Raw genomic sequence first — 22,737 nt, 5'->3', positions numbered from 1 at the left:
GTCATGCGAAGCGCTTCTCGCGAAGCACCACGGCGATCAGATCTGGTTGAGCTGCTTCGCCATGGCCGACTTCTTGTTGGCGGCCTGGTTCTTGTGGATGACTCCCTTGGAGACAGCCTTGTCCAGCTTGCGCGAGGCAGCAGCGAGGGCCGTCGACGCGGCGTCCTTGTTGCCGGCCTCGACCTCGGCGCGGAACTTGCGGATCCACGTGCGCAGTTCGGACTTGTAGGCCTTGTTGCGCTCGGTACGAATCTCGTTCGTCTTGATCCGCTTCATCTGCGACTTGATGTTTGCCACGAAAATCTCACTTCTTCGGTCGAATGTGTTCTGTCGTGAGGGCGACAGACGGCCTCTCGGATATGGCGTGGGGACACCTGGCGATGAGAGACCGCTGGTTACTGCTGTTGCGTGTGCGCACGACCTGAGCCCACACGCACTCGCTCAAATCTACCAGCCAAGCGACCGCGCGGCGCAATCGGGGCGGCGGGCCCGAGGCCGTCAGTGACGCTCGCTCGGCGCGTGGCGCTGACGACAGATCTCGAGGACCACGTGCTCGACGGCGTACTGCGGATCGCGTCCACCACCCTTGACGGCGAAGTCGGCCGCGGCGACGGCCTGGATCGCGCGTCCGAGACGGACGCCGTCCCATCCGCGCGACGCCGTCCGCGCCTTGTCGACCTGCCAGGGTGGCATCCCCAGCTGCTTCGCGAGATCCGCACTGCGTCCACTGCCGGCCGAGGCGACCTTGGCGACCTGGCGCAGCTGCGAGGCGAGGACGGCGACGATCGGCACGGGATCGATCCCAGAGGCGAACGCGTGGCGCAGCAGCCGCAGGGCCTCGGGCGCGTTGCCGGCGACGGTCGCGTCGGCCACGCGGAAGCCCGTCGCCTCCACCTTGCCGCCGTGGTAGGTGCCGACGGTGTTCTCGTCGACGATGCCGCTCGTGTCGTCGACGAGCTGACGGCACGCCGCGGCGAGCTCCGAGGTGTCCTTGCCGGCCGCCTCGAGCAGCGCCCGCACGCCCTCGGGTGTGATGCGGCGGCGTGCGCGACGAAACTCGTTCATGACGAACGCCGACTTGTCGCGATCCGACTTGATCGCCGGCGCCTCGATGACGCGCGCCTTCGCCTTCTTGAGCGCATCCAGCACGCGCTTGGCGCGGTTGCCGCCCTTGTGCAGCACGATGAGGTTGACGTCGTCGAGACCGACCTTCAGCGCGTCCTCGAGCTCGTCGACAAGGGCGTCCGGCGCCTCGTCGAAATCACGCACGACGATGACGCGGCGCCCACCGAACAGGCTCGGCGACAACTCCGTCGTGAGACGCCCGGGCTGGTACTCGGCGACGTCGATGCGCACGACCTCGGCCTCCGGGTGCGCGGCCGTGATGGCCTCGAGGCTCTCCTCGACGGCGCGCTGGGCGAGGATGCGCTCAGGCCCGGTGACGAGGATGATCTGCGGGACGTCGCTCATGCCGTCACCCTCTCACTCGCCACCGACAACGCACCCGCGCCACACGATGCGCCATCCGCCACGTCAGGATCCCTGCGGGCGCAGGCCGAGCTGTTCGCAGCGCGCGACGACGGCGTCCTCGCTCATCTCGAGGTGATCGGCGAGTTCGTCGAGCGTCAGGCCCATGCCGATGCCCTCGCGCAGTTCCTCGTCGGCCTCGGCCGTCCAGGCGTGCCCGTCGGTGACGGCGGTGCGGGCGCTCTCCTCGACCGGGGCAGGCTTCGGCGGGGGTGCCTGCAGCGCGCTGGCGGTGCCCATGCCGCTGACGCCGGCCGCCTGCGCCGCGGCCAGGGCCCGGGAGCGCGCCTCCTCGCGCCTCGCCTCCGACGCGGCGTCGGCACCGGCCTGCCCGGCCTGCTGTGACGTCGCGGGTTTCTTCGTCGGCGCCTTCGTCGAGCGGGTGCCGGCCTCCGCGACGGCGCGGATCGGGGGCGCGTTCTCGTCGAGGCGCGCGAGGGCCTTGAGGATGAGCGCGCGATCCGTCGTCGGCCAGAACGGTGGGAGCGACCGCTGCAGGAACCCGGCGTAGCGCGCCGTCATCATGCGCGAGTCGAGAAAGGCGACGACGCCGCGATCGTCGGCATGACGGATGAGGCGACCGGCACCCTGCGCGAGCCGCAACGCCGCGTGCGTGCCGGAGACTGCCATGAACCCGTTGCCACCCATCTTGGCGATGGCCTGCGAGCGCGCCGAGGCGAGCGGGTCGTCGGGGCGAGGGAACGGGATGCGGTCGATGATGACGAGCTGCAGGCTCGAACCGGGCACGTCGACGCCCTGCCACAGCGTCATCGTGCCGAACAGGCAGGTGTTCGCGTCGGAGGCGAAACGGCGCACCAGCGTGCCCATCTGGTCCTCGCCCTGGCACAGGACGGGGAAGTCGTCGCCGAGGCGTTCACGCATCGCCTCGGCGGCGCTCTGCGCGGCGCGCATCGAGGAGAACAGCCCGAGCGTGCGCCCGCCCGCGGCGCGGATCAACGTCTCGATCTCGTCGAACGCCTGCTCGGACATGCCGTCGCGCCCCGGCGCGGGCAGGTGCTGCGCGACGTAGGCGATGCCCTGCTTGGGGTAGTCGAACGGTGAGCCGACGTCCAGGCCGTTCCACGCCGGGCCACCCGCGCCGCGCAGGCCGAGCGTGCCGGCGACAGCGTCGAAACTGCCGCCCAGTTCGAGGGTCGCCGACGTCATGACGACGGTCCGCTCGCCGAAGATCTTGTCGCGCATGAGCATCGCGACGCTCATCGGCGCGACCCTAAGCGCCGTGATGTTCGCGCGCGCATTGTGCGAGATCCACAGCACGTCGAGTTCGCGTTCTTCGAGGATGCGCTCGCAGGTGGAAAAGATGTCGTCGATCGCCGCGCGCGCCATCTGACGCACGCCGTCGTTGTCCTGCGGGTTCTTGGGCTTGAGCTCGCTCGCGATCGAGCGTGCCGCGTCGAGGATGGCGCGGATCGCCATCTCGAGCGGGTCGGACAGCCCGAGCAGCCGCCCTTCCTGGTGTTGCTCGAGGGCGTCCTTGAGCAGGTCGGCCGAGCGCTTGAGGTCGTCGGTGTCGGCGAGGCGCCCGCACCGTTTCGCGGCGGCGCTGATCGTGCCCGTCGTCAGCTCGTCGGTGATCGTCGCCGTCACCCGATCGACGAGTTCGTGCGCCTCGTCGACGACGACGACGTCGTGCTCGGGCAGCATCTGGCGGCCCTCGAAAGCATCGATCGCCATGAACGAATGGTTCGTGACGACGACGTCGACCTCCTTCGCGTCGGCACGCGCCAGCTCGACGAAGCACTCCTCGACGACGGGGCACTTGCTGCCGAGGCATTCGTGGCTGGAGACCGACACCTGCCGCCATGCCTTCTCCGAGACGCCGGGCACGAGCTCGTCACGATCCCCCGAGTCGGTCTCGTTCGCCCACTCGCGCAGCCGGACGACCTCGCGGCCCGTGCGACCCGCGTCGGCGTCGACCTGGCCGACACCGAGCAGCGTGTCGGCGTCGTCGTCGGGGTAGCCGCCCGCCAGCTTGTGCTGGCACAGGTAGTTGCGCCTGCCCTTGACGAGCGCGTACGTCGGACGCCGCCCGAGCAGCGGCTCGAGGGCATCGGCGAGGCGTGGCATGTCGCGGTCGACGATCTGCGCCTGCAGCGCGAGCGTCGCTGTCGCGACGACGGCCGGCTTGTTGACGTCGAACGCGTGCCGGATCGCGGGAACGAGGTAGGCAAGCGACTTTCCGGTGCCGGTGCCCGCCTGGACGAGCAGGTGCTCGCCCGTCTCGATGGCGTGCTCGACGGCCTGCGCCATCTTCGCCTGGCCGGGGCGCGGCACCCCACCCACCCCACTGACGGCGGCAGACATGAGCTCATCGAGGGAGGGCAGTTCGGGCATGCCCCAACCCTAGGCCAGCGCGTACCGCGGCACCGACTCGAGCGCGCCGGGGCTGTGGATCAGCCTGCGCCGCCACCCTGACGGCGCCCCCAGCCGTCACGACTGGGGACGACGACGTCACTCCCCCGGCAGCAAACCGGGCAGCGCCGGCGCGTGGTCGGAGCAGATGTAGTGCGCGACGAGCGCGGTCCAGCCCGTCTGGTGCGCGGCGCCGAGGCCGACGCCGGTGTCACCGTGGAAGTACTCGCTGAACGTCACGTGCTCGTCCCACAGCGGGCCCTCGGGGTACTCGCGCTGATCGCCCGGGCGTCCGTTCGGCCCGAGACGGAACAGGTTCGTCAGGCGATCCTCGAGGTCGAGGACGATGTCGGACAGCTTCATGAACCGACCCGAGTTCGTCGGGTATTCGTACTCGGTGTCGCCAGGCGTCGAGGCCGCGTAGAGGCGCAGCGCGTCGACGACGAGGAAGTTGACGGGAAACCACACAGGCCCACGCCAGTTCGAGTTACCGCCGAACAGGTCGATGTCGGACTCGCCCGGCGTGTAGTGGATCGACATCTCCCGCCCGCCGATCTGGGCGGTGTACTCCTCGCGGTAGGCGGCCGACAGCGAACGGATGCCGTATTCGGAGAGGAACTCCTCCTCGTCGAACAATCGCTTGAGCAGCAGATCCCGTCGGCGCTTGGAGATGAGCGACAGCGTCAGCTTCTCACCGCCCGAGTCGTGCTCGGCCTGCGCGATCGCCTTCATCATCGCGGGCTCGCGCTCCATCATCCACTCGACCTCACGGACGAAGTCGGGCAGTTCGTGCTGCACCCAGCTCGGCGCGATGAGCACGGCCATGAGCGGCAACAACCCCACCATCGAACGCACGCGAAGCTGCGTGATGTGGCCTGCCGGGTCGGACAGGGCGTCGTAGAAGAAGCCGTCCTCCTCGTTCCACAGGCTGGAGACGACGTCGGGGCTCGTGCGGTCCATCGCCCGGGCGAGGTTGATGAAGTACTGCAGGAACGTCGTCGCGGCGTTGTCGTAGCCGCGCTCGCGCCGCGCGAGCTCGAGCGCCATCCGCAGCATCGACTGGGAGAAGAACGCCATCCAGCTCGTCGCGTCCGACTGTTCGAGCTTGTAGCCGGGCGGCACGTCGGTGGAGCGGTCGAAGAGTGTGATGTTGTCCATGCCGAGGAAGCCGCCCTCGAACAGGTACGTCCCGTCGGCGTCCTTGCGGTTGACCCACCACGAGAAGTTGAGCAGCAGCTTGTTGAACACCTGGATGAGGAAGGACTGATCCTGGCCGCCGTCGATGGCGTACACCTGCCAGCACGCCCAGGCGTGGACGGGCGGGTTGACGTCCTCGAACGCCCACTCGTACGCGGGCAGTTGGCCGTTCGGGTGCTGCGCCCACTCGCGGCACATGAGGACGAGTTGATGCTTGGCGAACTCGGGGTCGATGTGCGCGAGCGGCACCGTGTGGAACGCCAGATCCCACGCGGCGAACCACGGGTACTCCCACTCGTCCGGCATCGAGATGACATCCGCGAGCGCCAGGTGCCGCCATCCGACGTTGCGCCCCGGGCGCCCGTCGAGGCCGGTGACGCGCGACAGCGGCGGCGCCTCGCCGGCCGGGTCGCCGGCGAGCCACTCGTCGACGTAGTAGCGGTAGAGCTGCTTGCCCCACAGCAGACCCGCGAAGGCACGACGCGCGATGTGCCGGTCGTCGGGCGAGGCGGAGGTGGGGATGACGGCGTCGTAGAACTCGTCGGCCTCGTCGCGGCGCGTGCGCATGACGATGTCGAAACCCTCACCGAATGCGGGATCGCCGGGCGGCGGCTCCTGGTGGGCGGTGCCCTTCGGTTGGTGCGCGGTGGAACGGCCCACCCCGCGCATCCGCAGCCTGACGGTGACGCTCTCGCCCGGGCCGATGTCGTCGAAGTGGTACCAGAACCCCACCTTTGTGCCGTAGTCGAGGCGGATCGCCTCGCTGTCACCGTGCACGATGCGAGCGTCGAAGCCGTCCTTGGTCAGCTCGCGACGGTTGAACTCGTGGCCGAAGACGGCACCTTCGTTCGTCTCGTTGTCGCAGAAGATGATGCGCGGGCTGCCGTCGGCATGCAGCTCGTAGTCGCCGAGCCAGCCGTGCTCGGCGCGCACGGTGTTCGCGTCGACGAGTGAGATCGACGGCTCCCGGTCGTCGCGCCCCCACGACCAGGTGTTGCGGTACCAGGCCTGCGGGACCAGGTCGAGCGGTGCAGCATCGGGCCCGTGGTTGGTGACGGTGTACTCGAGGCACAGGTCGGTCGGGTTCGCCTTCGCGTGCTTGACCTCGACGTCGAAGAAGCGATTCTCGGCGAAGACACCCGTGTCGATCAGCTCGTACTCGTCGTCGGTTCGCGAACGCTGTGCCGCCTCGGCCCGCAGATGGTTGTAGGGGAATTTGGCCTGTGGGTAGCGGTAGAGCCAGCTCGCCCACGAGTGCGTCGGCGTCGCGTCCATCGGCCACCAGACCTCCTTGACGTCCTCGCCGTGGTTGCCCTCGTTGTTCGTCAACCCGAACAGGCGTTCCTTGAGTCGGTCGTCCTTGCCGTTCCACATGGCGAGGGAGACGTTGAAGAAACCGAACCGGTCGCACAATCCTGCGAGGCCGTCCTCGCCCCAGCGGTAGGCGCGCTGGTGCGCCTGGTCGAACGGCAGATACGCCCACGCGTTGCCGTCGGCAGAGTAGTCCTCGCGCACCGTCCCCCACTGCCGCGACGCCATGTACGGCCCCCACAGCCGCCAGGGGTCGCTGTCCTTCGGCGCCTGGGCGAGACGGCGGTGCTCCGCGGTGGCGGTAGGGCGGGAAGTCGGTGACACCCCCGCATTTTAGGTGAAGTGTGGGACACACCACCGCGCCGTCTGACAGGTGAGCCACCTCACCGCGTAGGCGCCGACGAGCCACCACCCTCACGGGAGCGTGACAGTGGTGGCTCGTCGTCGGCCGCCGCTGAACTCGCGACGGCGTGGCTTCAGGCGTTCGTCAGGTACGCCTGGAGTTCACCCTCGAGCTCCGGCATCACCTTGGCGTGGACGTAGGTGCCCTCGCCGCGGTGCTCGATCGAGAGGACCTCCGCGTCCGCGTGGAGGCGGCTGAGCAGGTCGCCGCGCTCGTACGGCAGCAGGACGTCGACGCGGCGCTCCGGCTTCGGCAGCTCGTCGGCGATGAGCTGGAGCAGCTCGGGCAGGCCCGCGCCGGTGCGCGCCGACACCGCGATCGCGTACTTCTCGTGGCGCATGAGCCGATCGATGACGTCGGGGTCGGCGACATCGGCCTTGTTGATGACGATGATCTCCTTGACGTCGCTCGCATCGACATCGGCGAGCACCTCGCGCACCGCGGAGATCTGAGATTCGGGGTCGGGGTGCGAACCGTCGACCACGTGCAGGAGCAGGTCGGCGTCCGCGACCTCCTCGAGCGTCGAACGGAACGCCTCGACGAGCTGGTGCGGCAGGTCGCGCACGAACCCGACGGTGTCGGCGAGGGTGTAGGCCCGCCCGTCAGCCGTCTCGGCGCGACGCACCGTCGGATCGAGCGTCGCGAACAGCTGGTTCTGCACGAGCACGCCCGCGTTGGTGAGGCGGTTGAGGATCGAGCTCTTGCCGGCGTTCGTGTACCCCGCGATGGCGACGCTCGGCACGTTGTTGTTACGTCGGCCGCTGCGCTTGGTGTCGCGCGTCGTCTTCATCTCGGCGATCTCGCGGCGCAGCTTCGCCATGCGCGTGTTGATGCGACGACGGTCGAGTTCGATCTTCGTCTCACCCGGACCGCGCGAACCCATGCCCTGACCGCCCGCGGCCTGACCGCCGGCCTGACGCGACATCGACTCACCCCAACCGCGAAGACGCGGCAGCAGGTACTGCATCTGGGCGAGCTCGACCTGGGCCTTGCCCTCCTTGCTCTTCGCGTGCTGGGCGAAGATGTCGAGGATGAGCGCGGTGCGGTCGATGACCTTGACCTTGACGACGTCCTCGAGCGCGCGTCGCTGGCTGGGCGCCAGCTCGCCGTCGGCGATGACGGTGTCGGCACCCTCAGCGATGACGATCTCCTTCAGTTCCTCGGCCTTGCCCTTGCCGAGCCAGGTGCCGGGGTCGGGTCGCAGCCGGCGCTGCACGACGCCGGCGAGCACCTCGGAACCGGCCGTCTCGGCCAGCGCGGCGAGCTCGCGCAGCGAGTTCTCCGCGTCCTCGGCGTTGCCCTCGCTCCAGACGCCGGCGAGGACGACCTTCTCCAGGCGCAGCTGGCGATACTCGACCTCGGAGACGTCCTCCAGCTCGGTCGACAGACCGTGGACACGTCGAAGCGCCGCGCGTTCTTCGCGCTCGAACTGGTCGCCGTCATAGGCGTCGACGACGAAGCCGCGCTCGTCGTAGGTGGGGGTCGCGTCGTCACTGTCGGCGAGAGCCTGGGCTCGGCGGGACAGGAAGTCGGCGGGGTTGCGCTCGTTCAGGGCTGGATCCTCACGTCGAAGGTCGTCGTTCGTTGCGGTGCGGTTCATTGTCTCGCAAGCGAGAGCCGCACCAGCATCGTCGCAGGAGAGAACGTCCGGGGCCACCGATTTAGTCCCGTCGTGCATGGAGGCAGCGGCCGGTCGTCGGGGCTGATCGCCTCGGGTGGCTGCCTGGTTGCGGCTTCCGGATGCCCCACGGACACGCCGTAGGCTGGGCCCTGATGAACGACCACTACTTCAGCGCCGAGCCCGCCTCCGCCGACGAGCGTCGCACCCTCACGCTCCGCCTCGCCGACCGCGCGGTCTCGATGACGACAGCACCCGGCGTCTTCTGCCCCGATCGCCTCGACGCCGGTACCGCCGTCCTGCTCAACCACGCTCCGACGCCGCCGCCGAGCGGGACGTTCCTCGACGTCGGTTGCGGGTGGGGCCCGATCACGACGACGCTCGCGCTGCGCTCCCCGTCAGCGCAGGTCTGGGGCGTCGACGTCAACCGTCGTGCGCTCGACCTGTGTGCCGACAACGTTGCGGCGCAGGGGTGTTCGAACGTCGCCGTCGCGCAGCCGTCGCAGGTGCCGGACCACGTCCGGTTCGACCTCATCTGGTCGAACCCGCCGATCCGGGTCGGCAAGAAGGTGCTGCACGAGCTGTTGCTGACATGGCTGCCGCGCCTCGTCGTAGGCGGGCACGCCTATCTCGTCGTGCAGCGCAACCTCGGCTCGGACTCGCTGCAGAAGTGGCTCGCCGAGCAGCTCGGCTCGTCGTATGCGATCGAGCGGCTGACGAGCGTCAAGGGATTCCGCATCCTCGCGATCGAACGCCTCGACGACGGCGGGCCGCTGCCGCTGCCGGCGTCCGACGACGTCAGCCGCAGCAGCGACGCCTGACGCGAGCGGTCACAGAGGCAGCCTCACAGCTGCGACAGGTCGATCTCGCCGTCGGCGACGAGCACGGCGGGGCCGGACAGCGCGACCTCGGTGCCCTTGATGTGCACGCCGAGCGTGCCCCCGAGCACGTCGACGCGCCAGTCGACCTGATCGGCCGGCTGGCCGCCCCACCACCACGTCGCGAGCGCCGCGGCAGCCGCGCCGGTGCCGCATGAGCGGGTCTCCCCCGAGCCGCGCTCGTGGACGCGCATGCCGATGTGCGCGTGCTCGATGGCGTGGACGAACTCGACGTTCGAGCCCTGCTCGGGGTGCGGGTCGATGTGCGGAGCGTCGCTCAGGTCCAGGGCCGACAGGTGCACCGACGGCGGCAGCGCGACGACGGTGTGCGGGTTGCCGAGGTCGAGGCTCAGGGCGGGCAGCGGGTCCGGTGACCCGTGAACCTGGACGACCGAGTCCATCCCCCGCCGCTCGGCCTCCTCTGCGCGGGCGAGGCGCCACTGGCCGAGGTCGACGGCCCAGCCGTGCGGCACGGCCACCATCTCCTTGAGCCCGGCACGCGTCGCGATCACGAACGGCGCCCCCTCGTCACCGCTCACGAGACCGCGGGAACGCAGGTACTCGGCGAAGACGCGCGTGCCGTTGCCGCACATCTCGGCCAGCGAGCCGTCAGCGTTGCGGTAGTCCATGAACCACGTCGCCTGCGGCGCGAGATGGGCGACCTCGGGCACGTTCGCCGTGCGCACGACACGGATGACGCCGTCGGCGCCGATGCCGGCGTGGCGGTGGCACAGGTAGGCGACCTGCTCGGGCGTCAGGTCGAGCTCGCCGGATTCGTCGGGAACGAGGACGAAGTCGTTCTGCGTGCCGTGGCCCTTGGTGAAGTGGATGCGCGTCACGCGCTCATCGTGTCACACCGCGTCGGCGTCAGGTTTCGCCACCGCGCCGTGCCGCTCCGGCGCGTAGGCGACGATCTCCGCGAGCGCACGATCGAGCAGATCGGGAGCGTCGAACGGCAGCCACACCGGCCGCGGATCGGGCCGGAACCAGGCGCGCTGACGGCGCGCGAACTGGCGCGTCGCGATGGCCGTCTCGGCCTTCGCTGCGGCCTCGTCGAGGTCGCCGTCGAGCTGGCGCAGCGCCTGGCTGTAACCGATCGCGCGGCTCGCCGTGCGGCCCTGACGCAGGCCGCGGGCGTCGAGGGCGCGCACCTCGTCGAGCATTCCGGCGGCCCACATGAGGTCGACGCGGCGTTCGATGCGGGCAACGAGGACGTCTGGGTCGGCTTGCAGGCCGAGGACGATCGTCGGGCGCAGGAAGGTCTTGGTCGGCGCGCTCGCGCTGAACGGGCGCCCGGTGATCTCGATGACCTCGAGGGCCCGCACGACCCGCCGCACGTTGCTTGCGAGGATGTCGCGTGCTGCCTGCGGATCCTTCGCGGCCAGCTCGCGATGCAGGGCGCCGGAACCCTCGGCCACCGCGCGTTGTTCGAAGTGGGCGCGCACCAGCGGATCCGTCGGCGGGATGTCGAGGACGTCGAGCGCGGCGCGCACGTACAGGCCCGAACCGCCGACGACGATGGGGCGCCGGCCGCGCGCGAGGATGGCGGCGATGTCGGCGCGCGCCCCCTCCTGGAAGCGAGCGATCGTCGCCTCGTCGAGGATGTCGAGCGTGTCGATCTGGTGATGCGGGATGCCCCGACGCTCGTGCGGCGCGAGCTTGGCCGTCCCGACGTCCATGCCGCGGTAGAACTGGGAGGCGTCGGCGTTGACGATCTCGCCGCCGAGACGCTCGGCGAGGTCGAGCGACAGGTCGCTCTTGCCCGTCGCCGTCGGGCCGACGAGCGCGATGACCTCGAGGGGCGCGGGAGGGCCGTTCACGGCATCCATTGTGGCGGATGCGCCGGTCATGAGGCGCCCGGCGTGGCCGCGGCCTGCGTCCGTCGCGTGACGGCGACCAGCCAAGCCGCGATGAGCGCCGCCAGAACGACGAGCGCGCCGACGAAGAGGCTCGCACCCGCCCAGCCGGAGCGGGAGAACGGCAGCCCGACGAGCGCCCCGACGACGGACGAGCCCGTGTAGTAACCGAACAGGTAGAGGGAACTGGCCTCCGCGCGGTGCTCGTCGGCCATGGCGCTCACCCAACCGCTAGCGCTCGAATGAGCGGCGAAGAACGCGCCCGTGAACACGAGCATGCCGACGAGCACGCCGGGCAACCAGTCGACCCACGCGAGGGCGAGACCGACGAGCATGAACGCGATCGACGCGAGCAGCACCCGGCCGCGGCCGAACCGGTCGGCGAGGCGCCCCGCCCACGCCGACGTCACCGTCCCCGACAGGTACATGACGAACACGAGGCTGACGAGCGCCTGCGGCAGCGCGAACGGCTCATCGAGCAGACGGAAGCCGAGGATGTTGTAGAGCGACACGAACCCGCCCATGAGCAGGAACGCAATCGCCACGAGCGCCATGACGCGTGCGTTGCGCAGATGCGTCGCGACGTTGTGCATCGATGCTCGAACACCGATCGGTTTGGCCGCGAAGAACCGGCTCGGCGGCGCGAGGCGCACGAAAACGGCCGTGAAGACGAGGGCCACGACGGCTGCCGCCTCCATCGCCCACCGCCAACTGACGACGTCGAGGGCCAGCCCCGCGACGAGGCGCCCCGACAGCCCACCGATCGTCGTGCCCGCGATATAACGGCCCATCGCGGCGCCCAGATCGCGCCCGTCGACCTCCTCCGCGAGGTACGCCATGGCGACGGCCGGCACGCCCGCGAGCGTCAGGCCCTGCAGCGCGCGACCGGCGAGCACGACACCGAGATCGTGCGCGAGCGGGATGAGCAGGCCGATGAGCGCGGAGACCAGAGCCGACGCCGCCATGACACGGATGCGCCCGAACCGCTCCGACAGGATGCTCGCCGGCACGATCGCGAAGGCCAGCACGCCCGTCGTCGCGCTGACGGCGAGCGCCGACGTCGCCGGGGAGACATCGAACTCGCGAGCGAGCTGCGGCAGGACGGCCTGCGCCGAGTACATCGAGATGAACGTCGCCATCCCCGCCGCGAACAGCGCGGTCGTGATCCGGGTGTAGCCGTTGGTGCCGCGCCGATAACCGCGCGGCGCCTGCGGCGTCAGCTGCGCACTCGTGGGAATCCTGCTCCTGTCATGACGAAATCGCCGGACGAGCCGACGTGGGTGTCTCACGTGCGGCGGCGCGATGGTCAGCGCCGCCGTCGCTGCCGCGCGAGGTTCAGTTCGCGGCGCAGGCTGGCGCCGTCGCGACGGGCATCTGCGGCTGCCCGATCGACGGCATGCCGAGGCTGACGGCGGGCTTCGCGGCGCCGGTCGGCGTACCGTCGGCCGCCGCGTCCTGCAACGCCTGCCAGGCATCACCACCGCGGGTGCGGCGCACGCTGTACGTGCCGCCGTCGAGACCGGAGTCGGCGACGAGGTGGTGCGGCGCGCCGTACGTGACGTCGACCGTCACCATGTCACCGGGGCGCGGGCGCTTGGCACCCTCCGGCACGGCGAAGTGGACGAGACGGTTGTCCCGCGCCCGGCCCGACATGCGGTGCGTCTCGGCGTCCTTGCGGCCCTCGCTCGGCGCGACGAGCACCTCGACGGTGCGCCCCTCCTGCTCGCGGTTGCCCGCCCAGGAGACGCGTTCCTGCAGCTCGATGAGGCGCTCGAAACGCTCCTGGACGACCTCCTTGGGGATCTGGTCGTCCATCGTCGCGGCCGGCGTGCCAGGGCGGACCGAGTACTGGAACGTGAACGCCGAGCTGAAGCGGGAGGCCTCGACGACGTCGAGGGTGCCCTGGAAGTCCTCCTCCGTCTCGCCGGGGAAACCGACGATGATGTCGGTCGTGATCGCCGCGTCCGGCATCTTCTCGCGGACCTTCTCGATGATGCCGAGGAACTTCTTGCTGCGGTAGCTGCGGCGCATGTCCTTGAGCACCTTGTCGCTGCCCGACTGCAGCGGCATGTGCAGGCTCGGCATGACGTTCGGCGTCTCCGCCATCGCGTCGATGACGTCGTCGGTGAACGCCGCGGGGTGCGGGCTCGTGAAACGCACCCGCTCGAGGCCCTCGATCTCGCCGCACGCGCGCAGCAGCTTGCTGAACGCGTGACGGTCGCCGAACTCGACGCCGTAGGTGTTGACGTTCTGCCCGAGCAGCGTGATCTCGACGACGCCCTGCGCGACGAGGGCCTTCACCTCGGCGAGGATCTCACCGGGGCGGCGGTCCTTCTCCTTGCCGCGCAGCGCCGGCACGATGCAGAACGTGCACGTGTTGTTGCAGCCGACGGAGATCGACACCCAGCCGGAATAGGCCGAGTCGCGACGCGTCGGGAGCGTCGAGGGGAAGACCTCGAGGCTCTCGAGGATCTCCACCTGGGCCTCGGCGTTGTGACGGGCACGATCGAGCAGGGCGGGCAGCGAGCCGACGTTGTGCGTACCGAAGACGACGTCGACCCACGGCGCGCGCTCGACGATCGTCGCGCGGTCCTTCTGCGCGAGGCAGCCGCCGACGGCGATCTGCATGCCCGGCGTCGCGTCCTTCGTCGGACGCAGGTGCCCGAGGTTGCCGTAGAGCTTGTTCGCTGCGTTCTCGCGGACGGCGCACGTATTGAACACGACGAGATCGGGGTTCTCGGAGCGCTCCGTCTCCGGAAGCGCCGCGAAGTCGGTGTAACCGGCCTGTTCGAGCAGCCCCGAGATGCGCTCGGAGTCGTGGACATTCATCTGGCACCCGTGGGTGCGCACCTCATACGTCTTAGCCATGGCCATCCAAGTCTACGCCGGTCGGCGTGGTCGAGTTCCGGGGCGCTACGGGGCCTGATTCGTGCTCGCTCATGACGCTTCCTCCTGCACCTGCCGGATGACGGACCACACGAGCTCGCCCGAGTAGCCCTTGCGAGCGAGCAGCCCGGCGAGGCGGCGCGTCTGCGTCGGCTCGTCAAGCCGGCTCATCGTCACCATCTTCTTGCGCGCCAGGACGAGAGCTTGCTCGCGTTCGACATCGTCGTCGACCTGTTCGAGCGCGACGGTCGCGACGTCGTCGTCGATGCCCTTGCGCTTGAGCTCCTGACGCAGCGCGCGACGGGCGAGCCCCCGGGAGGCGAGCTTCGAACGCACGAGCATGGCGGCATAGGCCTCGTCGTCGACGAGCCCGATGTCCTCCATGCGGTCGAGGACGACGTCGATGACGTCCTCGCTCACCTCCTTCTCACGCAGCTTGTCGGCGAGCTGCGAGCGGCTGCGCGGCATCGCCGTGAGCTGCGTGAGGACGATCTCGCGCGCGTACCCGATCGGGTCCTTCTCGCGCTCAGCTGCCTCGGCTTCCCGTCGCGCCGCTGCCCGCTTCTCGCGCCGCTCGGCTTTCTCGGCCCACGTCAGCTGCTTCTTGGCCTTGCGCTTGGCGCCTGAGCGCGCGCCTACGCCCCAGGACGAGGCGCCGAAGGACGACGTACCGAACGATGATTGGCCGTACCCGGACGCCGAACCGCCCCGGCCCTGGCGCTGGCGCCCGGCGCGGCCGGGCCGGGCGCTGGCGTTGTCGCCGTTACCACTGTCGTCACCGGCGAAGCGGCTTTCGTGGCCCGCCGAGCCGAAGGGACGAGCGACTCCGGCGGCAGGGTCGCCGGTCGACAAGCCGCGCGGCGTGGCCGGTCGCTCGTCGCCCCACGTCTGTGACGCGGCGAGGCTCGCCTCGCCGACGTCGACGGGGTCGACGAAGTCGGGCAGCCCCAGAGACTGCCTGACGTCGTCAGGTCGTGAAGGCATGTGTCGCGCTCACCGTCTCCCACACGCGGCGACGTCGATCCCCGGTCGGAGCGGGGGCGTCACCGCCGCGTCGTGGCGTCGATCAGAAGTCGACCATGACCTCGGCGTCGATGGGCGCGTCCGGGTCGAGGCCCTCGAGCACCGCGTCGTCGTCCGGGATGATGCCGAGCTTCTTCTTGATCTTGAGCTCGAGTTCATCGGTGAGCTGCGGGTTGTCCTTGAGGAAGGTGCGGGCGTTCTCCTTGCCTTGCCCCAACTGGTCGCCCTCGTACGTGTACCAGGCACCCGACTTGCGGACGAAGCCCTGCTCGACACCCATGTCGATGAGGCCACCCTCGCGCGAGATGCCCTGGCCGTAGAGGATGTCGAACTCCGCCTGCTTGAACGGCGGCGCCACCTTGTTCTTGACGATCTTGGCGCGAGTGCGGTTGCCGACCGGCTCCGAACCGTCCTTGAGCGTCTCGATGCGGCGCACGTCGATGCGGACGGACGCGTAGAACTTGAGGGCCTTACCACCGGTCGTCGTCTCCGGGGAGCCGAACATGACACCGATCTTCTCGCGCAGCTGGTTGATGAAGATCGCCGTCGTACCGGTCGAGTTGAGCGCACCGGTGATCTTGCGCAGTGCCTGCGACATGAGGCGCGCCTGCAGACCGACGTGGCTGTCACCCATCTCGCCCTCGATCTCGGCGCGGGGCACGAGCGCAGCGACCGAGTCGATGACGATGATGTCGAGCGAACCGGAACGGATCAGCATGTCCGCGATCTCGAGCGCCTGCTCACCCGTGTCGGGCTGGCTGACGAGCAGCGAGTCGGTGTCGACACCGAGCTTGCGGGCGTACTCCGGGTCGAGCGCGTGCTCGGCGTCGATGAAGGCCGCGATGCCGCCGGCCTTCTGCGCATTGGCGACGGCGTGGAGCGCGACCGTCGTCTTACCCGACGATTCCGGGCCGTAGATCTCGACGACACGGCCACGGGGCAGGCCACCGATGCCGAGCGCGACGTCGAGCGCGATCGAGCTGGTGGGGATGACCTCGATCGGAGGACGCACGTCCTCGCCGAGGCGCATGATCGAGCCCTTGCCGTGGGCCTTCTCGATCTGAGCCATCACGGTGTCGAGCGACTTGATCTTGTCGCCCGATGCTGACGGGTTGGGGGTGGTGGGTGCCTTGGCCATGGCCGTTCTCCTTCGAAATCGTGGGTGGTCGCGCCTACCGGCGATCGACGAGGAGGCCGACGTGCTGGGTGACCTCGTGTCGAATCAGACGCTAGATGCGACCACCGACAACACCGGAATCACGGGCCACGCACGATGTGGAGAAGGGTTCCCCGGCGTCGCATCTGTGGACCACATTACACGAAATAGAACACGCGTTCGAACAGCGTCGCGTGGCGTGTCCGCGTGCGGTCGACGAGCCACCTCAGACCCGCGACGGCGGCACCCGCCATTCTCGTTCCGCTCACCCCTACCCACTGCCGGGACGACCCGCCCGGCTCATCGGAACCGAGACGGCCTCACTCGAACGGGTGGTCGATGACGGGCCGGTCGCGGCCCAGGCGGCGCTCCTCGGGGATGTCGAAGGCGTCGCACACGGCCAGCCAGACCCGTCGGGCGGGGACGCCTGCCGCGAGCGCCTCGTTCGCGGTGCGCCCGTCGAGCGCGCCGAAGACGTGGCTGCTCGCCACCATCGAGCCGTAGGCGTCGCCGAACTCGTCTGCCATGAGGCGGTTGAACTCACTCTCTCGCACCCCGCCACCCTCGCCCACGGGCCACTGCGGGGGCAACCTGACGGGGCGAAAACCGCGAAACGACGGGGTTGTCGGCGCCGCGTGGCACGCTTGGGCGCATGAACAGCCCTGTCGTCGAACGTTTCTGGCCGGCCACCCGTGAGTGGTTCACGGGCACGTTCGGCGCACCCACCCCCGCTCAGGAGGGCGCGTGGGAAGCGATCAGTGAGGGGCAGCACACGCTCGTCGTCGCCCCGACCGGTTCGGGCAAGACCCTGAGCGCCTTCCTGTGGGGGCTCGACCAGGTCATGCACGCAGGCGACGACGCGCAGCCCGACGCCGACCACCGCTGCCGGGTCCTGTACGTCTCGCCGATGAAGGCCCTCGCCGTCGACGTCGAACGCAACCTGCGCTCCCCCCTCGTCGGCATCCGTCACGCGGCGACGCGCCTCGGCCTGAGCGAGCCCGAGGTCTCGGTGGCGGTGCGTTCCGGCGACACGACTCCGAAGCAGCGGCGCGACTTCGCGAGCAAGGGCGCCGATGTCCTCATCACGACCCCGGAGTCGCTGTTCCTGCTTCTGACGAGCAACGCGCGCGAGCGGCTGAAGGGCGTGCAGTACGTCATCATCGACGAGATCCACGCCGTCGCGGGCACCAAGCGTGGCGCGCACCTCGCCGTCACGCTCGAACGCCTCGACGAGTTGCTCGACTCCCCCGCGCAGCGCATCGGCCTTTCGGCCACCGTCCGCCCGATCAGCGAGGTCGAGCGCTATCTCGCCGGCGGGCGCCCCGTCACGACGGTCGCGCCGCCGATCACGAAGACGTGGGAGCTCGACGTCGTCGTCCCCGTCGAGGACATGGCAGACCTCGCCTCCAGCCCGCGGGACGACGACGCCTCGTTCGACGATCACGCCCCGGAGCGGACGGCGTCGATCTGGCCCCACGTCGAGGAACGCATCGTCGACCTCATCGCCGCGCACACCTCGACGCTCGTGTTCGCCAACTCGCGGCGACTCGCCGAGCGTCTGACGGCACGCCTCAACGAGATCTGGGCCGAGCGCCTCGACGCCGCGGCGCAGGCGGAAGCGCTCGGCAGCTCAGCCGGGGCAGACGACATCGACCTCGACGCGGCCGATCTGAACGACGACGACGCGACCGCCGCAGACGCGGACAAGCCAGCGCACGCATCGTCGAGCTCCCTCGTCGACCCGTGGGCCACAGGCCCCGTCGGCGACGCCATGACCGGCGCTGCCCGGGCTGACGAGGCTCGCGCCGGAGATGGCCGGGCGACCCGCGACGAGGTCATGCCTGGGTACGACGCGCGCGCCTCGACCCCACCTGCGGCGCTCGTCGGCGGTGCCGGGACGTCGGCGGGCACGCCGGCCGTCATCGCGCGCGCTCACCACGGGTCGGTGAGCAAGGACGTGCGGGCGGAGATCGAGGGCCAGCTCAAGGCGGGGCGCCTGCCCGCCGTCGTCGCGACGAGTTCGTTGGAACTCGGCATCGACATGGGCGCGATCGATCTCGTCGTACAGGTCGAATCGCCACCGAGCGTGGCGAGCGGGCTGCAGCGCATCGGCCGTGCGGGTCACCAGGTCGGGGCGACGAGCCACGGTGTGCTCTTCCCCAAGTACCGCGGCGATCTGCTGAGCGCCGCGGTCGTCGTCGACCGCATGCGGCGCGGCCTCATCGAGTCGATCGCGGTTCCGGCCAACCCCCTCGACGTTCTCGCGCAACAGGTTGTCGCGATGGTTGCGATGGACGAGTGGCGTCGCGATGACCTCGAACGGGTGCTGCGTCGCGCGGCGTCGTTCGCGGGTCTGACGGGCAGCGTCCTCGACTCCGTCCTCGACATGCTGTCGGGGCTGTACCCGAGCGACACCTTCCGTGAGCTGCGCGCCCGCATCGTCTGGGATCGCAGCGACGACGTGCTGCGCTCGCGCCCCGGCGCGCAACGACTGGCCGTCACCTCCGGCGGCACCATCCCCGACCGCGGCCTGTACGGCGTCTTCCTCGCGGGCGGCGACGGGCCGGGGCGCCGCGTCGGCGAACTCGACGAGGAGATGGTCTACGAGAGCCGCGTCGGAGATGTGTTCACCCTCGGCACGAGCACGTGGCGCATCGAGGACATCACGCGCGATCAGGTGCTCGTCACCCCCGCGCCGGGGCAGGTGGCGCGGTTGCCGTTCTGGAAGGGTGACGCACTGTCGCGACCCCTCGAACTCGGTGAGGCGATCGGTGCGTTCACCCGGGAGATGGCCGAGACGAGCGACGACGACGCCCTCACGCGCGCCCGCGAACTCGGGCTCGACGAACTCGCCGCCCGCAACCTGCTCACCTACCTGCGTGAGCAACAGGAAGCCGTCGGGCACATGCCGACCGACCGCACCGTCGTCATCGAACGCTTCCGCGACGAGATGGGCGACTGGCGCATCGTCGTGCACTCCCCCTTCGGCGCGTCCGTGCACGCACCGTGGGCGCTCGCCGTCAGCGCCCGGATGGCGGAGCGGTTCGGCGTCGAGGTGCAGGCCATGCACACCGATGACGGGCTGGTCTTCCGCCTGCTCGAGACCGAGGGCGATGACGACACCCTGACGAACGCCCTCATCGAGGCGATCGTGCTCGACCCGGACGATGTGGCCGACATCGTCACCCATCAGGTCGGCGGCACGCCCCTGTTCGCGGCGCGATTCCGCGAGTGCGCCGCGCGTGCGCTGCTGCTGCCGCGCGGTAACCCGGGCAAGCGTCAGGCGCTGTGGCAGCAACGTCAGCGGGCCGCGCAGCTGCTCGAGGTCGCGAGCGCCTACCCCAGCTTCCCGATCGTCCTCGAGGCGGTGCGTGAGGTGCTGCAGGACGTCTACGACGTGCCCGGCCTCGTGAATCTCATGCGTTCCATCGCCAAGCGCGAGGTGCGTGTCGTGCACACGCAGACGACGTCGCCGAGCCCGTACGCCAAGGCGATGCTGTTCAGCTACGTCGCGCAGTTCCTCTACGAGGGCGATTCGCCGCTCGCGGAGCGGCGCGCCGCCGCGTTGTCGCTCGACCCGGAGTTGCTCGCCGACCTGCTCGGGTCCGCCGGCGGACTGTCCGTCGCCGACCTGCTCGACCCCGACGTCGTGCGGCTGTTCGAGTCGCGCACCCAACGGCTCGCGCCCGACCGGCGTCTGCGCCATGCCGAGGATCTCGCCGATGCCCTGCGCGCCCTTGGCCCGCTGACGCTCGAGGAGATCGCCGCAAGAGCTGTGCCGGCCCCGACGTCGTCGGCCGACCCGGTGGTATTGCAGGCGGAGTCATCCGGTCCGGCGCCGACGGCGGCAGGTGAGCTGGCAGAGACCGGCGACGACGCGGTGGAGGCGACCTCGACGGACGTGACGGCTGACGACGTGGGGTCGGACGCCGCCGACCACGAGTCGGAGCTCGACCCACCTCCCGGTGCCGAGGCCCGCGACGTCGAGCCGTGGTGGCGCGAACTCGTCGCGGCCCGGCGCGCCATCGAGGTGCGTTGGGGCGGTGATGTGCGCCTCGCCGCGATCGAGGACGCATCGCGTCTGCGGGATGCGCTCGGTGTCGCACTGCCGCCCGGCGTTGCACAGGCGTATCTCGAACCCGTGACGGCGCCGCTCGACGATCTACTGCTGCGATACGCGGCGAGCCACGCCCCGTTCACCGCGGCCCGCGCGGCGCGACACTACGGCCTCGGCGTCGCCGTCGTCACGAGTGCGCTGACGCGGCTCGCGCACGACTCGCGCCTCGTCCACGGAGCTCTGCTGCCCGACTCGCTCGGCGGCGGCGATCGTGACGGGGAGTTCTGCGACCCGGGCGTCTTGCGCACGCTGCGACGCATGTCGCTGGCGTCATTGCGCGCGGAGATCGAACCGGTCGCCGCGGAGCAGTACGCCCGTTTCCTGCCGCGCTGGCAGCAGGTGGGTGGGGGGCTGCGCGGACCCGACGGTGTGCTCGCCGCCCTCGAACCGCTCGTCGGGGTGCCGCTGCCCGCGTCCGCGATCGAGAGCCTCATCCTGCCGGCCCGCGTGACGAACTACCGCCCCTCCGACCTCGACGAGCTGCTCGCCGCCGGTGAACTGCTGTGGCAGGGGCACGGCAGCATCTCCGCCGACGACGGTTGGATCAGTTTCCACTTCCCCGACACCGCTCCCCTGACGCTGGCCGCGCACGCCCTTCCGAGTGAGCTCGACGCCCCCGGCCGTGAGGCGCCCGCAGAAGAGCGGTCGACGGCCGCTGCCGCATCGTCCGAGATTGCGAGATCTGGTGCCGCCCGATCTGACGCCGAGCCAGATGCGCAGACATCCGACGCGGCGGCCTCTGGCGTTGTCGATAACACCGACGATGCCGACGTCAACGGCTCGGGTGTGAGCGAACCACCCGCCGACCAACTCGCCGAGGTGGCGGGTGCCGCCGCCCCGATGACGGCTGACTCAGGTGCGCACGGCGCGACCGCTGAGTCCCGCGACGACAGGACGGCAGCGCCCACTCAGACCGGGACGCAGAAGGGGCGTTCGCCCCTCACCGGCGCCGCAGTGGCGCGAGCCCTCGGGGCTGGTGGTAGCCACCTGTTCGCCGATCTGCGCACTCGCCTGGCAACCGCGGACGACTCGGCTCTCACGAGCGCGCTGTGGGACGCGGTGTGGAACGGTCACGTCAGCGGCGATACGTTCGCGCCCGTGCGCGCTCTGCTCACCGGCGGCGCGAGTGCGCACAAGCCGCGGGTGTCGACGGCGCGCGGCTCGCGGTATGCCCGCCTGCGGGGTCCGTCGTTGTCGTCGCGCGCCGGCCGCCCCAGCGCAGCGGCCGCCGGCAGGACCCCTCCGACCGCCGTCGGACGATGGCGCCTCCTGCCCGCAGCCGAGGATGATCTCACCGAACGCACGTTCACGCGGGCCGAGGGGCTGCTCGCCCGCCACGGCATCGTGACGCGCGGCGCCGTCGTCGACGAGGACGTCGTCGGCGGGTTCGCCGCCGTCTACAAGGTGCTCGCCGGCGCCGAGGAGCGCGGGCTCGTGCGGCGCGGCTACTTCGTCGAAGGTCTCGGTGCCTCGCAGTTCGGGGCGTCGGTCGCCGTCGATGCGCTGCGTGCGACGCGCGCGCCGGAGCCCGATCCGTGGGGTTCGCGGCCCGTCGAGTGTCTCGTGCTCGCGGCCTGCGACCCGGCCAACCCGTTCGGTGCGGCGCTGCCGTGGCCTCCGGCACGTGACGAGCACGCCGGTCACCGTCCCGGGCGCAAGGCGGGCGCGCTCGTCGTCATCGCCGACGGCGCTCTCGTCGCCTACGTGGAACGCGGCGGCCGCACGGCCCTCACCTGGACGGCCGAGGACGCCGTCTGGCCGGAGGTGGGCGCACGATTGGCGGGGCTCGTCAGCGGCGGCCAGGTCGACTCGCTCAGCATCAAGACGGTGAACGGGATCAGCGCCCTCACCTCGGAGGAGCCGATCGTGAAGGCGCTGATGGACGCGGGGTTCGTCGCCGGGCCGCACGGCATCCGCAAGCGACGCTGAGCATCACCACGGCGGGCTCCCCGCGACGGCGCCGCTCAGCCGAGGGCCGTCACGCAGCCTTGGCGACCGCCGCACGGTTGGGGTGCAGGACGAGGGGTGCGTGCGCAGCCTCGGCGCGCGCGACGTTCTGGGCGACGAGGTGCAGTGTCTGCGACATCGGCAGCTCGAGCGCCTCGCAGACGGCGGCGAGCAGCTCGGACGAGGCTTCCTTCTCGCCGCGCTCGATCTCGCTCAGGTAACCGAGCGAGACGCGCGCCGCCTTCGAGACCTCGCGCAGGGTGCGCCCCTGCGCCTGACGCTGGGAGCGCAGCACGTCACCGAGCTCTTCGCGAAGCAAGATCATGCGTATCTCCTGGTGACGATGGCACGTGCGTGCCAGTTTTGGTTGCTCTCACTGTAGCGGCGACGGGTGACAAACCTCCGAGGGCCGCCGTGGACGAGCCGCCGACGACGGTTTCGTCGG

15 protein-coding genes are annotated in these 22,737 nt (G+C 70.2%); 2 read left to right on the top strand and 13 right to left on the bottom strand.

What is annotated here, in order from left to right:
- Window positions 1-36: 36 nt before the first annotated feature.
- The 5 genes from rpsT to hflX form a co-directional block, all read right to left on the bottom strand.
- A complete protein-coding gene (gene rpsT / locus EDC82_RS05430; RefSeq protein ID WP_006944584.1) occupies window positions 37-297 on the bottom strand; it encodes a 30S ribosomal protein S20 in 261 nt (86 codons plus the stop codon).
- Between the two features lie 201 nt (window positions 298-498).
- Entirely contained in the window at window positions 499-1,470 is a 972-nt protein-coding gene (gene holA / locus EDC82_RS05425) for a DNA polymerase III subunit delta (RefSeq protein ID WP_062258679.1), read from the bottom strand.
- Window positions 1,471-1,533: 63 nt separating this feature from the next.
- Entirely contained in the window at window positions 1,534-3,882 is a 2,349-nt protein-coding gene (locus EDC82_RS05420; protein ID WP_062258678.1) for an ATP-dependent DNA helicase, read from the bottom strand.
- Between the two features lie 117 nt (window positions 3,883-3,999).
- Window positions 4,000-6,732 (bottom strand): glucosidase, encoded by a 2,733-nt coding sequence (locus EDC82_RS05415; protein WP_006944583.1) that lies wholly within the window; start codon window positions 6,730-6,732, stop codon window positions 4,000-4,002.
- A gap of 152 nt (window positions 6,733-6,884) precedes the next feature.
- The gene (gene hflX, locus EDC82_RS05410) at window positions 6,885-8,411 is read right to left on the bottom strand and encodes a GTPase HflX (RefSeq protein WP_006944588.1); all 1,527 of its coding nucleotides are present in this window, start codon (window positions 8,409-8,411) and stop codon (window positions 6,885-6,887) included.
- A gap of 173 nt (window positions 8,412-8,584) precedes the next feature.
- Here hflX and EDC82_RS05405 point away from each other — a divergent pair, with 173 nt between their 5' ends.
- Window positions 8,585-9,250, top strand: a complete 666-nt coding sequence (locus EDC82_RS05405; RefSeq protein ID WP_006944580.1) for a class I SAM-dependent methyltransferase — start codon at window positions 8,585-8,587, stop codon at window positions 9,248-9,250.
- A gap of 23 nt (window positions 9,251-9,273) precedes the next feature.
- Here the strand turns inward: EDC82_RS05405 and dapF are convergent, their stop codons facing one another.
- The 7 genes from dapF to EDC82_RS05370 form a co-directional block, all read right to left on the bottom strand.
- Window positions 9,274-10,146: a diaminopimelate epimerase gene (gene dapF, locus EDC82_RS05400; protein ID WP_062258675.1), complete on the bottom strand. Its 873-nt coding sequence runs from the start codon at window positions 10,144-10,146 to the stop codon at window positions 9,274-9,276.
- 12 nt (window positions 10,147-10,158) lie between these two features.
- Window positions 10,159-11,136 (bottom strand): tRNA (adenosine(37)-N6)-dimethylallyltransferase MiaA, encoded by a 978-nt coding sequence (miaA, locus tag EDC82_RS05395; RefSeq protein ID WP_062258673.1) that lies wholly within the window; start codon window positions 11,134-11,136, stop codon window positions 10,159-10,161.
- A gap of 17 nt (window positions 11,137-11,153) precedes the next feature.
- A complete protein-coding gene (locus EDC82_RS05390; protein WP_200829277.1) occupies window positions 11,154-12,452 on the bottom strand; it encodes an MFS transporter in 1,299 nt (432 codons plus the stop codon).
- A gap of 46 nt (window positions 12,453-12,498) precedes the next feature.
- Window positions 12,499-14,037 carry a tRNA (N6-isopentenyl adenosine(37)-C2)-methylthiotransferase MiaB gene (gene miaB / locus EDC82_RS05385; RefSeq protein ID WP_131940805.1) on the bottom strand — a complete coding sequence of 513 codons (1,539 nt, stop codon included), beginning with the start codon at window positions 14,035-14,037 and terminating at the stop codon, window positions 12,499-12,501.
- Window positions 14,038-14,100: 63 nt separating this feature from the next.
- A complete protein-coding gene (locus EDC82_RS14885) occupies window positions 14,101-15,033 on the bottom strand; it encodes a RecX family transcriptional regulator (RefSeq protein ID WP_235006124.1) in 933 nt (310 codons plus the stop codon).
- Between the two features lie 82 nt (window positions 15,034-15,115).
- Window positions 15,116-16,141, bottom strand: a complete 1,026-nt coding sequence (gene recA / locus EDC82_RS05375; protein ID WP_369815079.1) for a recombinase RecA — start codon at window positions 16,139-16,141, stop codon at window positions 15,116-15,118.
- 407 nt (window positions 16,142-16,548) lie between these two features.
- Complete coding sequence (locus EDC82_RS05370) at window positions 16,549-16,782, bottom strand: DUF3046 domain-containing protein (protein ID WP_038567672.1); 234 nt, start codon at window positions 16,780-16,782, stop codon at window positions 16,549-16,551.
- A 98-nt stretch (window positions 16,783-16,880) separates the two neighbouring features.
- Here EDC82_RS05370 and EDC82_RS05365 point away from each other — a divergent pair, with 98 nt between their 5' ends.
- Window positions 16,881-22,274, top strand: a complete 5,394-nt coding sequence (locus EDC82_RS05365; protein WP_131940803.1) for a DEAD/DEAH box helicase — start codon at window positions 16,881-16,883, stop codon at window positions 22,272-22,274.
- 49 nt (window positions 22,275-22,323) lie between these two features.
- Here EDC82_RS05365 and EDC82_RS05360 read toward each other — a convergent pair whose 3' ends face one another.
- Complete coding sequence (locus EDC82_RS05360; protein ID WP_006944575.1) at window positions 22,324-22,617, bottom strand: helix-turn-helix domain-containing protein; 294 nt, start codon at window positions 22,615-22,617, stop codon at window positions 22,324-22,326.
- Window positions 22,618-22,737 lie beyond the last annotated feature (120 nt).

This window comes from Dermacoccus sp. SAI-028, from assembly GCF_004346775.1.
GTDB lineage: Bacteria > Actinomycetota > Actinomycetes > Actinomycetales > Dermatophilaceae > Dermacoccus > Dermacoccus nishinomiyaensis.
The sequence above is the reverse complement of the archived record's forward strand: the minus strand, read 5'-3'. Positions and strand labels throughout refer to the sequence as shown.

Excerpts from the sequence above, each read along its gene's own strand:
- holA (WP_062258679.1), bottom strand. The coding sequence starts at position 1,470 with ATGAGCGACGTCCCGCAGATCATCCTCGTCACCGGGCCTGAGCGCATC.
- EDC82_RS05420 (WP_062258678.1), bottom strand. The coding sequence starts at position 3,882 with ATGCCCGAACTGCCCTCCCTCGATGAGCTCATGTCTGCCGCCGTCAGT.
- hflX (WP_006944588.1), bottom strand. The coding sequence starts at position 8,411 with ATGAACCGCACCGCAACGAACGACGACCTTCGACGTGAGGATCCAGCC.
- EDC82_RS05405 (WP_006944580.1), top strand. The coding sequence starts at position 8,585 with ATGAACGACCACTACTTCAGCGCCGAGCCCGCCTCCGCCGACGAGCGT.
- miaA (WP_062258673.1), bottom strand. The coding sequence starts at position 11,136 with ATGGATGCCGTGAACGGCCCTCCCGCGCCCCTCGAGGTCATCGCGCTC.
- miaB (WP_131940805.1), bottom strand. The coding sequence starts at position 14,037 with ATGGCCATGGCTAAGACGTATGAGGTGCGCACCCACGGGTGCCAGATG.
- EDC82_RS14885 (WP_235006124.1), bottom strand. The coding sequence starts at position 15,033 with ATGCCTTCACGACCTGACGACGTCAGGCAGTCTCTGGGGCTGCCCGAC.
- recA (WP_369815079.1), bottom strand. The coding sequence starts at position 16,141 with ATGGCTCAGATCGAGAAGGCCCACGGCAAGGGCTCGATCATGCGCCTC.
- EDC82_RS05365 (WP_131940803.1), top strand. The coding sequence starts at position 16,881 with ATGAACAGCCCTGTCGTCGAACGTTTCTGGCCGGCCACCCGTGAGTGG.
- EDC82_RS05360 (WP_006944575.1), bottom strand. The coding sequence starts at position 22,617 with ATGATCTTGCTTCGCGAAGAGCTCGGTGACGTGCTGCGCTCCCAGCGT.